The sequence below is a fragment of the Candidatus Mycobacterium wuenschmannii genome (genome assembly GCF_030252325.1).
Classification (GTDB): domain Bacteria; phylum Actinomycetota; class Actinomycetes; order Mycobacteriales; family Mycobacteriaceae; genus Mycobacterium; species Mycobacterium wuenschmannii.
In genome coordinates this window covers 2,953,918-2,968,296 of the sequence record NZ_CP126981.1, presented here as the reverse complement: position 1 = coordinate 2,968,296, position 14,379 = coordinate 2,953,918, and the positions used below count along the sequence as shown (strand labels likewise).

General features: G+C 66.5%; 16 protein-coding genes. 3 read left to right on the top strand and 13 right to left on the bottom strand.

Annotation, left to right across the window (positions count from 1 at the left end; translation table 11 throughout):
- Nucleotides 1-16: 16 nt before the first annotated feature.
- The 5 genes from PT015_RS14035 to PT015_RS14015 are packed head-to-tail and all read right to left on the bottom strand — an operon-like array spanning nucleotide 17 to nucleotide 4,911.
- Nucleotides 17-835, bottom strand: a complete 819-nt coding sequence (locus tag PT015_RS14035) for an NAD(P)-dependent oxidoreductase (protein ID WP_285185242.1) — start codon at nucleotides 833-835, stop codon at nucleotides 17-19.
- Nucleotides 835-1,704 (bottom strand): alpha/beta hydrolase, encoded by an 870-nt coding sequence (locus tag PT015_RS14030; protein WP_390887815.1) that lies wholly within the window; start codon nucleotides 1,702-1,704, stop codon nucleotides 835-837. The genes PT015_RS14035 and PT015_RS14030 overlap by 1 nt, the downstream gene beginning before the upstream one ends.
- A complete protein-coding gene (locus PT015_RS14025) occupies nucleotides 1,701-3,347 on the bottom strand; it encodes a thiolase C-terminal domain-containing protein (protein ID WP_285185241.1) in 1,647 nt (548 codons plus the stop codon). Before PT015_RS14025 ends, PT015_RS14030 begins: the two co-directional genes overlap by 4 nt.
- On the bottom strand, nucleotides 3,344-3,640 hold the full coding sequence (locus tag PT015_RS14020) for a ferredoxin (protein WP_285185240.1): 297 nt from the start codon (nucleotides 3,638-3,640) through the stop codon (nucleotides 3,344-3,346). Before PT015_RS14020 ends, PT015_RS14025 begins: the two co-directional genes overlap by 4 nt.
- A complete protein-coding gene (locus PT015_RS14015; protein ID WP_285185239.1) occupies nucleotides 3,637-4,911 on the bottom strand; it encodes an NADH-ubiquinone oxidoreductase-F iron-sulfur binding region domain-containing protein in 1,275 nt (424 codons plus the stop codon). Before PT015_RS14015 ends, PT015_RS14020 begins: the two co-directional genes overlap by 4 nt.
- Before the next feature lie 36 nt (nucleotides 4,912-4,947).
- Between PT015_RS14015 and PT015_RS14010 the strand changes: the two genes are divergently transcribed.
- Nucleotides 4,948-5,415, top strand: a complete 468-nt coding sequence (locus PT015_RS14010; RefSeq protein ID WP_285185238.1) for a hypothetical protein — start codon at nucleotides 4,948-4,950, stop codon at nucleotides 5,413-5,415.
- 5 nt (nucleotides 5,416-5,420) lie between these two features.
- On the opposite strand, the gene PT015_RS14005 is transcribed toward PT015_RS14010, so the two are convergent.
- The 5 genes from PT015_RS14005 to PT015_RS13985 form a co-directional block, all read right to left on the bottom strand.
- The gene (locus tag PT015_RS14005) at nucleotides 5,421-6,287 is read right to left on the bottom strand and encodes an alpha/beta fold hydrolase (RefSeq protein WP_285185236.1); all 867 of its coding nucleotides are present in this window, start codon (nucleotides 6,285-6,287) and stop codon (nucleotides 5,421-5,423) included.
- A 16-nt stretch (nucleotides 6,288-6,303) separates the two neighbouring features.
- The gene (locus PT015_RS14000; RefSeq protein ID WP_285185235.1) at nucleotides 6,304-6,693 is read right to left on the bottom strand and encodes a Rieske (2Fe-2S) protein; all 390 of its coding nucleotides are present in this window, start codon (nucleotides 6,691-6,693) and stop codon (nucleotides 6,304-6,306) included.
- 1 nt (nucleotide 6,694) lies between these two features.
- Nucleotides 6,695-7,840, bottom strand: coding sequence for an amidohydrolase family protein (locus tag PT015_RS13995; protein WP_285185233.1), 1,146 nt, complete (start codon nucleotides 7,838-7,840; stop codon nucleotides 6,695-6,697).
- Between the two features lie 41 nt (nucleotides 7,841-7,881).
- Nucleotides 7,882-8,973: an amidohydrolase family protein gene (locus PT015_RS13990; protein ID WP_285185232.1), complete on the bottom strand. Its 1,092-nt coding sequence runs from the start codon at nucleotides 8,971-8,973 to the stop codon at nucleotides 7,882-7,884.
- A gap of 185 nt (nucleotides 8,974-9,158) precedes the next feature.
- A complete protein-coding gene (locus PT015_RS13985) occupies nucleotides 9,159-10,049 on the bottom strand; it encodes an NAD(P)-dependent oxidoreductase (protein ID WP_285185231.1) in 891 nt (296 codons plus the stop codon).
- Between the two features lie 123 nt (nucleotides 10,050-10,172).
- On the opposite strand from PT015_RS13985, the gene PT015_RS13980 reads away from it, so the two are divergent.
- Together PT015_RS13980 and PT015_RS13975 are read left to right on the top strand one after the other, a co-directional pair.
- Nucleotides 10,173-11,183, top strand: coding sequence for an acyl-CoA dehydrogenase family protein (locus PT015_RS13980; RefSeq protein WP_285185230.1), 1,011 nt, complete (start codon nucleotides 10,173-10,175; stop codon nucleotides 11,181-11,183).
- Nucleotides 11,167-12,345 carry an acyl-CoA dehydrogenase family protein gene (locus tag PT015_RS13975; RefSeq protein WP_285185229.1) on the top strand — a complete coding sequence of 393 codons (1,179 nt, stop codon included), beginning with the start codon at nucleotides 11,167-11,169 and terminating at the stop codon, nucleotides 12,343-12,345. Before PT015_RS13980 ends, PT015_RS13975 begins: the two co-directional genes overlap by 17 nt.
- Nucleotides 12,346-12,348: 3 nt before the next feature.
- On the opposite strand, the gene PT015_RS13970 is transcribed toward PT015_RS13975, so the two are convergent.
- The 3 genes from PT015_RS13970 to PT015_RS13960 all read right to left on the bottom strand — a co-directional run bounded on the left by PT015_RS13970 (nucleotide 12,349) and on the right by PT015_RS13960 (nucleotide 14,374).
- Nucleotides 12,349-12,708 (bottom strand): ubiquitin family protein, encoded by a 360-nt coding sequence (locus tag PT015_RS13970; protein WP_285191112.1) that lies wholly within the window; start codon nucleotides 12,706-12,708, stop codon nucleotides 12,349-12,351.
- A gap of 113 nt (nucleotides 12,709-12,821) precedes the next feature.
- Nucleotides 12,822-14,177: a cytochrome P450 gene (locus PT015_RS13965; RefSeq protein WP_285185228.1), complete on the bottom strand. Its 1,356-nt coding sequence runs from the start codon at nucleotides 14,175-14,177 to the stop codon at nucleotides 12,822-12,824.
- The gene (locus tag PT015_RS13960; RefSeq protein ID WP_285185227.1) at nucleotides 14,174-14,374 is read right to left on the bottom strand and encodes a ferredoxin; all 201 of its coding nucleotides are present in this window, start codon (nucleotides 14,372-14,374) and stop codon (nucleotides 14,174-14,176) included. The genes PT015_RS13965 and PT015_RS13960 overlap by 4 nt, the downstream gene beginning before the upstream one ends.
- Between the last annotated feature and the right edge of the window lie 5 nt (nucleotides 14,375-14,379).

The window sequence follows — 14,379 nt, the reverse complement described above, 5'->3', positions numbered from 1 at the left end:
CCGATGAATCCGATTCTCACCGTGGATGTTCCATGAGGGCCAGCGTCGCGTCGGCCGCGTCGAGCACCGCTCCGCCGCCGGCGGTCGCGGCATCCGCGACGTCGGCCAACAACCGGACATCCTTTTGCAGTAGGGGCCCGGCCATTCCGGCGAGCCGGGCCAGGCCGGCGGTATCGCCACCGAGTACGTTGAGCGCGAAACTGTTTCCGCTTCCGCGGGCGATCACCTCGGCGAGTCGGTCGGGCAGCACGCCGAGCGCCTCACCGAGTGACAGCGCCGTGGCCGCCGTGCCCAGATTGGCGGTGAACAGCAAGTTGTTGAGCAGCTTGGTGGTCTGGCCGGAGCCCAGTGCGCCCAGATGCACGATCGGATCGGCGTAGCTGGCGAACACCGGGCGGCACCGTTCGACCACATCGTCGTCACCGCCGACCATCACCAGCAGCTTGCCCTCCGCGACGGCCGGGGCCCCGCCGCTCACCGGCGCGTCGATGATCGAGACGTCCTGTGCGGCAGCTTTTTCCGCCAGTCGAAGACAGCTGTTTGGATGCACCGTGCTGTGGATGGCGATCACGCCACCCGGTTCGAGCCCGGCCAGCACCCCGTTGTCGCCGGTGACGACCTCGTCGACATCGGCGTCGCCGACCACGCACAGGCACACCAAGTCGCTGGCGGCGGCCAGTGCCGCGGGCGTCTCGGCGACCGCGGCCGCGGTGTCGGCGTACGGTTCGAGCGACGCGGGCCGTCGCGCCCACAAGGTCGTGGGAAAACCGGCGTCGACGATGCGCCCCGCCATGGGACCGCCCTGGCTACCCAGACCGATGAATCCGACGCGCATCACCGGGTCTCCGCGCACTGGTCGACGAAGGCGAACACCGTGGCGTGATAGGCCGCTGCCGTGTGGCCCACGCTGATATTGTGCCCGGCGCCGGCCTGCTCGTTGATCTGGAACTTGGTCGCGTTGCTGAACATCGAGGTGAGCTCCGTCTGGGCCGCCGCGTCGCACTGCCAGACCTTCTCGTGCTCGGCGATGCTGAATTGGACGGGTATTCGCACATTCGGGGCCAACGCCGGAAAGTCCTGGCGTGCCCAGTCGGACACCATCTTGTCCTCATACGGGGGAGCGCCCGGGTAAACGGTTGCCCCGCCGAGCATTTCAGGCGGATAGAGCTCCGGCGGGTGCCACAGCAATTCGCGCATCCCGGACGGGCGATGCTCCCGGGTGGCGGTCTTGAGGATCTCCCGCGCGGCCGGATGGTAACGCCGACCGGTGCCGGCCAGTTCGATCCCGATCAGGTCGACGCGCCGCCCGTCGGATGCTTCCACGGCCATTCGTATCGCGAGCTCGCAGCCGCCGGAATGCCCCATCAGGAAAAGGCCGGCACCGCGCGGCTTTTCGCCCAGCACCTTGTCGACCAGTCCGTACGCGAGCCGCACCCGCTGCTCGGGTTCGGCGACCGCGTCGGGATAGGCCGCCGAGCTGCCATAGCCGGGCCGGTCGATCGCCACCACCGTGTAGCCGCGCTCGGCGCCGCACCGCAGCAGCGACAGGTCCGGATGGCCGGGGCAGTCGAAATACAGTGCGGTAGTACCGCCGCCGTGGATGGCGACGATGACCGCCTTCGGCTCGGGTGCCTCGGCCACCAACGCCGACATCGGCACGCCGTCGACGATGACGAGCCGGGGCTGCACCGAAATCGGTGTCACCGGTCGGCCCGCAACAACAAGACTCCACTGGGCGTGAGGCCACCGCTGCTGACCACGCCGACCCGCGCGTCGGCGACCTGGCGATCGCCGCCCTCCCCGCGCAACTGGGTGATCGCCTCGTGCAGCAGACCCATGCCATGCGTCCGCCCGTGTGACAGCTGTCCGCCGTGGGTGTTCAGCGGCAATTGCCCGTCACGGGCGATGTTCTTGCCACCGTCCAGAAAGTCGCGCGCCTCGCCGATGCCACAGAATCCGAGCGCCTCGATCCACGACAGGCAGTTCATCGTGAACCCGTCGTACAACTCGGCGACGTCGACATCCTGTGGCGTCAGCGACGTTCGGGTCCACAGGTGCGCGGCCTGGCCCAGCACCTGCGGCTCGTGCGTCAATGTGCTTTGGTCCCAGTCGATTCGCTCGATGATCTGGGTGCCGACGGCATCGACATACACCGGTGGCTTCGCCGTGTCCTGCGCCGCGTCGACGGCGGACACGATCACTGCGACGGCACCGTCGCACGGCACATCGCAGTCGTAGAGCCCGAACGGCGAGGTGATCGGGCGCGCGGTCAGGTAGTCGTCCATCGTCATAGGGGTCCGGTACACCGCGGTCGGGTTGAGTTCGGCGTTGGCGCGCTGATTCAGCGCGATCCAGCCCAGCGTCTCCTTGGTGGTGCCGTAGCGGTGAAAATGGCGCTGGGCGTTCTGCGCCAACGTGTGTGCCGCGGAAGTCGCGCCAAACGGCAGCAGCCAGTCGGCGCGGCGTCCGCCCGACGGGACGATCTTGCCCAGCTTCATGTGCTCGTTGAAGGTCGCCTCCCACAGCGTTCGGAAGCACAGCACATGGCGGGCCAGCCCACCCGCGACCGCAAGCATCGCCGCGATCACCGAACCGCCGGGACCGAAGGTCTCGATGCCGCCGTTGTGCCACGTGGGCCGGATACCCATGGCGGCCTCCAGCGCGGTGACCCCGCCCTCGCCGAACCCGCCCATGTTCCCGCCACCGGGATACGTTGAGAGACCGTCGATGTCGTCGATGGACAGCCCGGCATCGGCGATCGCCGCCTCGCACGCATCGATGGTCAGCGACAGCGCCGGCACCATCAACCGGCGACCGATCTGCGACATGCCGATTCCGGTCAGCGCCACCTTGTCTTCGAACTTCTCCGTCGTCAGCATCGGCCGGACGAACTCACCGAAGCGCTCCGGTTCGATCTCGTCGATCGGCAACTTCGCGGGTTCGGCGCCGTCGACCAGACGAAACAGCGGCAGCCACACGTCGTCGTCCTGCTCGAAGACCACCTCGACGTGCTGACCCAGTTCCAGCAGTTCGGGCTCGCAGTCGATGATGTTGGTGGTCAGCCGCACTCGCGGATCTTCGGCGATCGCAACCTGGGCGACGACGTAGGGCGCGGGAAGACCTGGCAGGCTGAATCTTTCGTTGATTGTGAACCCGGCGAGCGTGGCACGGCCCGACACCGCCCGCACCCCGAGGTTCCGGGAGCGGCAGTATCGGCACACGGGCGCGGGCGGGTGGATCAGCGCGTTGCAGTCGGTGCACTCCTGCAGACGTAGCGTGCCGTCGGCGCCCGACTTCCAGAAGAACTCGTTGTCGTCGGTGAGCAACGGCAGCGGACGTCCGGTCAACGGGTGAACCCCCACTCCGCTTCGTTCGCTTCGGTTTTCAGGTGTTCGGCCGGATCGTCGACACCGATCGACCGGTCGTGCGGTTCGGCCTCGCGGCGTTCACCCCACTCGGTGATCGCGTGCACGGGACAGTCCAGCAGCGCCCGCATCACCGCGTCACGGTCACCCTCGGCGACCTCGCCATCGCCTTCCAGCGACGCATACCCCCAGTCGTCGAGGGAGAAGTGCTTCGGCGCGTGCTTGGCGCACAAACCAAAGCCGTCGCAGATGGTGCGGTCCAGCCGGATCTTCACAGCGCCTCCACCTGGTAGGGGCGGTCACCGGTGAAAGCGCCCGATTGGCATGTCTGGCAACTGTTGTCGAGGTGACTCTGGACCAGGTCGGGGAAGTGGCTCAGCAGGCTCGCGGCGATGTTGGTCGCGGCGTCCAGCGTGGCGCAGGCCCCGCGACCGCGCAGCACCACCGACCAGCGGCGCAACCGGGCCACGTCGTCCTCGGTGGCGGCGCCGTCGCGCAGGGCCCCGGCGACCGCGGCCATCGCCGCCGTTCCGTTGAAGCACGACCCGCACTGTCCGGCATTCTCGCGGTCGAAGTACGCCAACACCGAGGCGGCCACGGCGAGCGGGCAGTCGTCGGTGATCACGCTGATCGCACCGTTACCCAGCCCACTGCCGAGTGCGCGGAGCGCTTCGTGGTCGAGCGTGGCGTCGAGCACGGCACGGTCGAGCAGTCCGGCGAAGTAGCCACCCATCAGTACCGCTTGCACCTGATCTGGCGAAATGCCACGCAGTGCAAGCAGATCGGTGAACGACAGGCCGTGGGGAAGCTCGTAGAGTGCGGGTGCGTGGCCGGCCCCGGTAAGCGTCACCAGGAAGCTGCCCGGCGAGTCCGAGGTGCCGAGCGAGCGGAACTCTGCCGCTCCGTGCTGCTGCACGAACGGAAGGCCGGCCAGCGTTTCCACGTTGCTCACCAGTGTCGGCAGACCGTCGACGCCCTCCTGGAATGGCCGCGGTGGCTTGTCCGTCGGTTTGACGGGTCCACCGTTGAGCGCGCGCACCGCCGCGGTCTCCTCTCCGGCCACGTAGCCCGCCTCGACGGTGTAGACCTCGACGGCGACCCCGCCGAGGGCATCCGTCCCGAGTTCGGCCAGGGCGGATTCCACGCTGCGTGCCGAATCCGCGTCGGACACATAGACGTACGCGCGGTCGGCGCCGACCATCGCGGCGGCCAGCCGGAGGCCGTCGAGGATCAGATGCGGCCGGTTGCGCAGCAGCCAGCGGTCCTTGATCGACGCCGGTTCGCCCTCCTCGCCGTTGGCGACGACGACCGCGCCACCGGCGACTCGTCCGTTATCGCGGACCGCGCGCGCCTTCACCGCGAACGGAAAGCCGGCCCCGCCCCGCCCGAGCAAGCCACTGGCCTCGACCTCGTCGAGCAGGTCGATGGTCAGCGGTTGGTAGCCGCCGTAGGCCGCGAGGTCTTCGCGGCCGGCCTGAGTCAGCAGTCGGGGGGTCAGGCCGGGCGAGGTGCCGAGCGTGATCGGCGTCGCGGCGGTGGTCGCCATCAGCTGAGCTCCGCCGTCGCGGTTAGGCTTACGTGCATGCGAACCGCAGTCGTGCGCATCAACGTCGACCCCGAGAACGTGCTGACGCCCGCGCGGCTAAACGATGGCATGGCGGCTCTCCTCGACAGCGTGGGCAGTGGCGGCGTGATCGCCAAAGACCTCGGGGCGATGCCCGTGGGCCGTCGCGAGGTGGAGCTGTTGATCAGTAGTGAGGATGCCGACGCCGCCACGCACGCGGCGATCAAGCTGTGCGCCAACGCTTTTGCGACCACCCCGGTGCCCGGTGTCATCACTTTCGTCAGCCGGGGGACCGATGACGATGCGCACGGCGTGCTGGCCGGATTCGGGCTCACCGGCGAGATCCTCCGCACCCCTGGCGACGACGGCTTCGACATCGTCGACGTGACGCTGCGAGAAGTCGACCTCGACCGCGTCCCCGAGAGCCGGGTCCACACTGCGCTGGAGGCCTCGCTCAACTGCGAGGTCCGCATCCACACGGTATAGCCCCATCACGACCCCAGGAACTCCAGGATGGCCGGGGCGGCCTGCACCCAGGTGTCGAACATGTTGAAGCGCTTGACTTTTCCCTGCGCGCGCTCCTCGGAGGCGCGCTCCCAGGCGTCTTCCGGCCACGGTGGGTCGATCAGCTTGGATCCCTTGATGAGGCAGCTGACCTCCAACGAGGTCCGCTTCGGATGATCCATGTCGTTCTCGCCGCCCCGAATAATCAAGGTGGGGACCCTGATTCGGTCGAACATCTCGTCGTCGACACCCGGAATCGTCTGGCCAGGCTTCGAGACGAAGGCGTTGAGCCAGCGCAGCATCAGCTTGAGGAATTCGTCGGCGTCGAAGTCGAGGATCCGCTGCTCGTTGGCCGAATTCTCGGCGATGCGCTCCTGCCACTCCTGGACTTTGGCCACGCCCGCCATGCCGCTGCCGCGCACCGCGAGGATGTTCGGCACGATGTAGTACGAGCCGAGCACGAACGTGCCGTAGATGCCGCCGACGATGTTCCACACCACGAGCTTCTCCACCATCTCGGGGTAGAGCATGGTGGTCAGCATGGAATCCCGTGCGCCGCCGGACCCGCCGGCCAGGATGCACCGTTCGAACCCCAGCCCGGTCACCAGCTTGTGCAGCGTCTCAGCGCGCATGTGTGACTCGCTCTGCCCGTAGAACTGCACGTCGGAAGCGCCGCAGTTGGGCCGGTCCCACAGCAGTACGCGGTAGCCCCCGGCGGCCAGCGCCTCGGCCAGCGGGCGCAACCCGGGGATCTCCTTGCTGAACCGACCACCAGGCGTCAGCGCGATGAGATCACCTGACTCACCGAGGATTTCGTAGACGACCTTGCCGCCGTTCACCTCAAGCGAAGACACAGATTCCCCTTCTCGATCAGGCCTGCACCAAGACGTCGTTACCGACGACTCGCACCGGATAGGTGCGGATGCTCCACTCCGGCTTGACCGCGGTGGTGCCGGTCGCCAACTCGAAGCCCCACTGATGCCAGGGGCAGTAGATGTACTCCTTGTCGCGCACCATCACCGCGTCACCCGGTGCCGTCTCATCTACGATCGTGCGCCCGCGGGCACGCCCGGAGCACAGCGGACCACCTTGATGTGGGCAGTAATTCGCGATTGCGTAGAAGGTCCCGTTGACGTTGTACACGCCGACGCCATGCCGGCCGATCGGCACCAATTTGTGCTTCCCCGAAGGAATCTCGTCGACGGTCGCGACAATGTGCTCGCGTCCCTGCGCGAGACGCGGCTCGACTTCGTCTGGCAACTCAGAGCACCCGGACTTGACCCTCGAGGACGGGGACCGTCTCCGGAAGGTGGTACGTCGCAATGCCGTTCTTGTACATGACGGCGTCCCGGGCGTGCTTGGGCAGGTGCTTGACCAGCCAGCGCGGGTCGTCGAACGTCCAGTGCGGGTAATCGGAGGAGAACAGCAGGATCTTCTCGCACTCCATCCACTCCAGCGCGCGCGTCAACTCGGTCTTGTCCTCCGGGTAGTCGAGCGGCTGCGTGGTGAACTTGATGTGCTCCTTGACGTACTCCGACGGCTTGCGCTTGATGTCCAGCCAGGACTTGCGCGCTTCGTAGATCGCGTCCATTCGCCACATCAGCGGCAGGATCCAACTGAACGCGTGCTCCACGAACACGATGTGCAGCGTCGGGAAGCGGTCGAAGACGCCGTCGAAGATCAGGCTCATCACCTGGTTCGCGGCCAGCAGCGAGTACGTGACCATGAAGTCGTGGTTGTAGCTCGGGTAGCCGACCGGCGGGGCGGGCAGCTCGTCGAACTGGCTGCGCGACAGGTGGCAGCTCACCGGCATGTCGGCCTTTGTGGCGGCGGCCCAGATCGGGTCGTACTTCGGGTTGCCCCACGACGGCCGCGGCTCGGCCTTGATCAGGATCTGCGCCATGAAGGGGTGTCCGGCCCACTTCTCGATCTCGCGGACCGATTCCTCCGGCTCCTCGATGGCCGCGCAGATCGAGCCGCGCCACCGCTCGTGCCAGTTGTTGTGGCTGTCGAGCCAGTGATGTGCCTGCCATTCGTTGAGCGCCGCCGACATGGCGTGCTGCGCCTCGGGAAGACGGGCCGGGTAGGCCGCGGGTTCCAGGATCGCGATGTCCGAACCCGCCTCCATGATCAGCTGCCGGAACGCCATGTCCGGGTCACTGCAGGCGAATTCACCGTCTTTGGGGAAGGCGTCGATGCGCATCGCATAGCTGTGCGCGTAATCGGGGGCGTCGTAATAGATCTGCTCGCCGACGTCCCGGTTGAGGAAGTACTTGCTGCGCCACGGCTCCGGGATATACGGGGTGAGCTCGCCGCGTTTGGGCGCCGGGTGGACGTCCGAGTCGACGCAGCGGACGGCGATGCGCTCCGCAGCCGGTACACGCTCTTGCGAATGGGTCAGCGTCATCTCGATCTCCTCGCTCTCCCTGGGTTGCTTCTATTCTGCGACTAGCCGGCCGCGAGATCGGCCGAAATGTCGATCCCGTAGAGGTTGGCTGCATTGCGCCAGCACAGCTTCTCCCGCTGCTCGGGGGACAGTGCCTTGGGCAGTTTGGTCATGTCGCCGAGCTGCCAGTGCGGGTAGCTCGAGCCGAACATCACCATGTCTTCCTTACCGGTGAAGCCGAACCACTCGCCCGCGAAATCCGCGTCGCCGGGCCCGTCGAGGCTGCCCTGGACGAAGTAGATGTGCCCCGGTAGATAGTCGCTGGGGATCTTGGGTGCCCACGGCGTTTGCTCGAGGTGCGGCCGGCCGAAGGTGTCCATCCGCCACATGAACGGCGTGATGAAGTCTGCGGCGCCGTCGCCCCAGACGAACTTCAGCCCCGGAAAGCGCTCGAAGACGCCCTCGGCGATCATGTTCATCTGGTGGTACAGGAAGTTCAGCGCCATGAAGCTCACGTAATGCTCGTAGACGCGGGTATTGCCGTTCGGGGTGGGCGGATTGGCGATGCCCGAGCCGACCTCGATGTGCGCGGCAACCGGCAGGCCCGCGTCGACGGCGGCCTCCCACAGCGGCCAGAACTGCGGCTTCCCGTACAACTCCCGGGACTGCAGCGGCACCCCGATCTGCACCACCCGGGGGTGCGAACGCCATTTCTCGATTTCTTTCAGCGCGCCGGCGATGTCGTCGGGGTTCACCCGGATCGTGCCGCGGAAACGGTCGCCGAAGTGGCTGTGCTCCAACCACTTCGACACCATCATCTCGTTGTGCGCGGCGTGCAGGGCGCTGCCGAGGTGGCGGTCAGGCATGATGCCACGCGCCATCGGATGTAGCACCGCGACATCCACGCCACGATTCGAAAAAAGCTCATTGCCAACGAAATCCGGGTCCGAGCCGGGGTACTGACGTTCGGGTCCGCGGGTCTTGGGCGCGTACTCTCCGCCCGGCGCGCCGTACCAGTCCATCTCGTAGTCGGGGAACCCGCGACTCTTGAACGGCTCGCGCAGTACCGAGCGCAGCTCCTTGTTGGACGAGAAGAAGATGTGCACGCTCGCGTCGATCAGCGGCGTGCGTGTCCCGTCCGGGTGCTCGATCACCTACACCATCCTTCGCGAGCAGGGAAGACTGCGTCGAGGGCGCGAGCAGTCTGCTAGCGAAACTAACATCTCGGCGCGCCGCTAATCAACAGGGTTCCCGTAAGCATTTCGATTATTCATCGCGCCTGCTAGTGACCACAATCGAAGCAACCAGCTGAAAGTGCTGTTCTACGCACGCGATAATATCATTCTCCCGGTTTGCGGAGCCCGAAGGTGACTCCGGCGGCCCGTTCGAGCGGCTTGATCGCGGAGGTGAAATCGGAGTCGGCACCCTCGTCCTCGAGGGTGGTCTCCCAGAGGCCCGCGACGGCCTCGGCGATCGCGACCGGGGCCTCGAGCGCCCGCGCCTCCTCGAGATACAGCCGGACGTCCTTGACCATCAGCCCGGTGGCGAAGCCGTAGTCGAATGTGCGCGGCAGAATCGACCGGGGGAATTTGTCCCGGCTGGCGCTCGTCGCGCCCGACCCCGCGTTCAGCACATCGATCATCACCTGCGGGTCGAGGCCCGACTTCGCGCCCATCACAACGACTTCCGATGTCGCGACCATAACGGTGGCGGCCAGGATGTTGTTCATCAGTTTCATCGTCTGTGCCGAGCCGGGTTGCTCGCCGACGTGCATCGGTCGGCCCAGCGTTTCCAGCACCGGGCGCAGTATCTCGAATTCCGGGTGAGGTCCCGACACCATCAGTGCGAGGGTTCCAGCCTCGGCGCCGCCGACTCCGCCGCTGACCGGGCAGTCGATCGCGGCGATGTCGTGCGCGGCCAGCAGTTCGTGGATGCGCGCCGCGGTGGCACTGCCGATCGTCGACAGGTCGACGTAACGCACGACCCGGTCACCGGCGGCGACGCCCGCGGCCACCTCGAGTGCTACCTGCGGGGACGGCAGGCTGGCCAGCACGGTCTCGGCGCGGGTTGCGACCTGCGGCGGGGAGGCGGCCGCTCGAGCGCCGAGGGCGACCAGACGATCGACGGCCTCCGCACGGGTGTCGTAGGCCACGACGTCGTGGCCCGCCTCGAGCAGCCGCCGCGCCATTGGAAAACCCATGTGGCCCAACCCGATAAACCCGATGTCCATGATCGCTGCCTGCCTCCTCGGGCCGTGCGCGCGCAAGTGGCGCAGTCGGAGCGAGATTGTCACTGTGCTATTAAGAGAATAGTATTCTCACGGCACGTTGAACGAGCGAAGGAGCTGGCCGGAATGCTGCTGGAATTCGACGCCGATCAGCGGCTCTGGCAAGAAACCGTGCGCGACGCGGTCGGTAAGCAATGCCCTCCGTCACTGGTCAGGGCCATAGCCGAGGACGGCACCGACCCCGCACCGGTCTGGAAGGCCTACCGCGAGCACGGCTGGACCGAGATGAGCGACGCCGAGAACGCCGTCGAACTGGCCATTGTCCTCGAAGAGCTGGGGCGCGCCACGGACCCGACCCCGTTCCTGGCGACTATGACCCAGTACGCGCCGCTGGTCGGGGAGCGTTTCGACCCGCAGGCGTCCGGCACCGCCGTCTACGGCGGGATCAGCGCGCACCGAGACGGCGACGAGTGGGTGCTGGACGGCACCGCACGGCACGTGCTGGACGGCGATCGTGCGGAGCGGTTGGCCGTCGTCACCGACGCCGCGGTGTTCGTCGTCGACACCGGCGATGCGGGCGGGCAGTTGTCCACGCGCCGCAGCGCGGTGCTCGACCCGGTGCTGCACGTCGCCGACCTGACCTTCGACGGGCTGCGTCTGCCCGACGCCGCCCGTGTGCGGGTCGACACCGAGGCCGCGCATCACGTCGCGCTGATGGGGATGGCGATCACCATGGTCGGAGCGTGCCAACGCATTCTGGACCTGGTGCTCGACCATGTCCGTAGTCGGCAACAGTTCGGGGTGGCGATCGGGTCGTTCCAGGCGGTCCAGCACAAGGCGGCCGATATGCACGTCGCCATCGAGCGGGCCCGGGCGCTGGCCTACTACTCCGCGCTGACGATCGCCGGTAACGACCCGCGCCGCCGACTGGCTGCCGCGATGGCGAAAGCCGGTGCGGGCGAATGCCAGTCGTTGGTTTTCCGGCACGGCCTGCAGCTCTTCGGCGCGATGGGCTTCACCTGGGAGAACGATCTGCAGTTCGCCCTCAAACGAGCGAAGGCCGGCGAGCTGATGCTCGGCGGAACCGCCGAGCACCGCGCGAGGGTTACCGAGGAGTACCGTGCAACTCACCTTTGAGCCCGACGTCGAGGCCTTCCGCGACGAGTTCGTCGCGTTCCTCGACCAGCACGTGCCGACCGCCGCCGCCGAGGCGGTGGAGCGACCGAAATCGGTGTCGCACATGCCTGATTGGGCCCGTCGCTGGCAGCGGTTGCTCTTCGACAACGGCTGGCTGCTGCCCACTCAGCCGCCGGAATTCGGCGGCCGAAATGCCACCGTCCTGCAGCAGTACGTGTACCTGGAGGAGTTGTGCAAGCGGCGGATTTATCACAGCTTCAATCCCCAGGGTGTCAATATCATTGCCGCGTCGCTGATTTCGTTCGGCAGCGACGAGCAGAAGCAGCGCTGGGCGGTCCCTATCCTGCGCGCTGAGATCACCGCGTCGCTGGGCATGAGCGAGCCCAGCGCCGGATCGGACCTGGCGTCGCTGCGTACCAAGGCGGTGCTCGACGGCGATCACTTCGTGGTCAACGGACAGAAGGTGTGGACGTCGGGCGCGCACGACGCCGACGTGTTGCTGACCTTCGTGCGCACCGATCCAGATGCGCCGAAGCACAAGGGAATCAGCGCGCTCGTCATCCCCACGGACACCCCGGGTGTGACGCGTCGGCCCTTCCCGGACATCTGCGGTCAGGACAACCTCGACTTCAACGAGGTGTTCTTCGAGGACGTGAAGGTGCCGGCGGAAAACCTGGTCGGTCCGCTCAACGGCGGCTGGGGCGTCGCCAACGGCTCACTGGGACACGAGCGGACGATGATGTGGCTCGGATTCGCCGACCGGCTCGACAACGTCATCACCGACTTCCACCCGTCGAGTGCCCTCGAGCGCGACCATTTCGCGACAGCGATCATGGACCGCCAGGCGCTGCGACTGCTCGGTTCGGTCGCGCTGGCCCGCGCCTCTCGCGGAGAGGAAGACGTGCCCGCCCTGTCGGTGCTCAAGCTGCTCGGCTCTGAAGCCGAGCGGCAGGCGTGCGAAAACGCTTTGTCCGCAGCGGGTTCCGACGGATTGTTGCACCCGGCGATGTCCGGACCCTACGAGCCGATGAACCTCGATCACTACTTCGGCAGTTGGTTCGAGCGCTACGCCCGCAGCTTCTCCGGCACCATCGCCGGGGGTACGTCGGAGATACAGCGCAACATCATCGCCCAGCGGGTGTTGGGGCTGCCCGCCCGCTGAGAGTCACTCCCGGACGAGATTGAACGGCCAGCTGGCGGTGCCGCCTGGGCCGTCGCCGCAGCTCTTGTCGAAGGTGGACGTCACCGACCCGTTCAGCGAAGTCGCGTCCCAGGTGTAGACGTCGTGCGAGGGCAGGAAGTAGACCAGGCATCGCACGCCATCCGGCACGTCGACGACCATCGTGTATTGGTTGTTGGCCAGATGCGCGACCGAGTACCACGGCTGCGCTTGCCCGTTGGGCCTGGGTTGGGCCTGGTCCTGAAGGCAGTCGTCGGGGTGACCGGGCTCGCATGGCCGGAGGGCCCATATCCACGAGTGACCCGGATCGCGGGGCGACTCCACCCGGTAATTTCCGTAGGTCATGTGGGCGTCGGCCCCCGGCGCCCACGTCACTGCGGCCGCCACCAATGTAGAGCTGATCGCCAACGACTTCACGTCCCGCACCTTCCGTTACTCGGCTGAATATAAGCCGATTGTCAGTCGATGACGGCGGTTTCTTTGCGTTCGGTGATGGGCAGTGCGAGTTCCTGCTCGTCGCAGATCTTCTGCAGCTTCTCCAACGTCTCGTCCAGTCCGGCGCCCACCCGCTTGCCGGGTGTGAAGGTGGCCGGCAGGTTCCGCATGCCCTGAATGACACCGATGGTTTCGTAGTGCACAGTGCCCTCCGGGTCGCACACATAGTCCGGCATCCGGTCGAGCACCGCGGTGAGCATCGACTTGAACACCGTGCGTGCCACGTTCGATCCGATGCAACGGTGCACCCCGAGGCCAAAGCTGAAGTGCCGGTTCCCTTTTCGGTCCATTAGAATCTTGTTCGGCTCGTTGAACACCGACGGGTCACGGTTGGCCATCGCCCACGAGATCCACAGCCGTTCACCTTCTTTGAACTGGGTGCCCTCGAGTTCGACGTCGTCGGAGAAGGTGCGGCCGTCGCCGGGAGCCGGCGTGTAGTAGCGCAGGAACTCCTCGGTGGCGGAGTCCAGCAGCGTGGCCCGGTCACGGCTCAATCGTTCGCGCTCGTCGGGATGCTGCGACAGCCACTCCATCGAGTGCGCGGTCAGCGCGGTGGTGGTGTCGAAGCCGCCGCCGATCACCAGGCCCAGGTTGCCCATGATCTCGAGGTCGGGGGCGGGCTCGCCGTCGATGCGTAGTTGCAAGAGGCCGTTGACGATTCCCGGTCGCGGGTTCTCCTTGATCTCGACCATGTTGGTCAGCAAGTCCAGGCCCATCTGGCGGTGCATGGCGACGATCTTGTCGATGTCGGGCGAGTGCTCGGGGGTGTACACCGAGGCATGCACCGGCTCGCTGTAAATCGCCCAGTTCTTCAACGGGATGCCGAGCATCGCCAGCGTCAGAACCGCCGGCACGATGTTGGCCAGGTCGTCGACGAAGTCGATGCGGCCTTGTTCGATCTTCTCGTCGAGGCAGGCGCGGGTCACGTCGTCGATGAACGGCACCCAGCGCTTGACCGCCGCCGGCGACAGATATGGGTTCAGAACGGTGCGATAGATGCGGTGCTCGGGCTCGTCCATCTCCAGGATGCCGCCGCGGACACCGCTGGCGCGTTTGGCCTTCGGTATCGAAATGCCTTGGTAGCCCTTGCGCTCACCGTTGATGTCGTGGTCGTTGGAGACGACCGGGCAGCGGGCGAGTTCGAACACAGCGTTGCTGCCGCCGGCCACCCAGTGACCGTCGTAGGTGTCGGTCCACGCGACCGGGCACTTCTCGTGGATCTCTTCGGTGATCTTCTCGAACTGGCCGCGGTACTCGGGGGTGTGCCGGTCGAAGTGGTAGCGGTTCTTCTTGCGGTCGGTGTCGTCCTCGATGCTCATGAGCTCTCCGTCAGCAGAATCGCTTGCTCGGGGCAGGAATGCGCCGCCTCGCGGACGGCGTCTTCCTGTTCTGCCGGAACATCTTCCGACACGGCCGACGCGTGGCCCTCGATGTCATCGAGTTCGAAGGACTCCGGCGCGATCATCGAGCACAGCGTGTGTCCCTGGCAGCGATCTGAATCAACTCGAACTTTCATGGCTT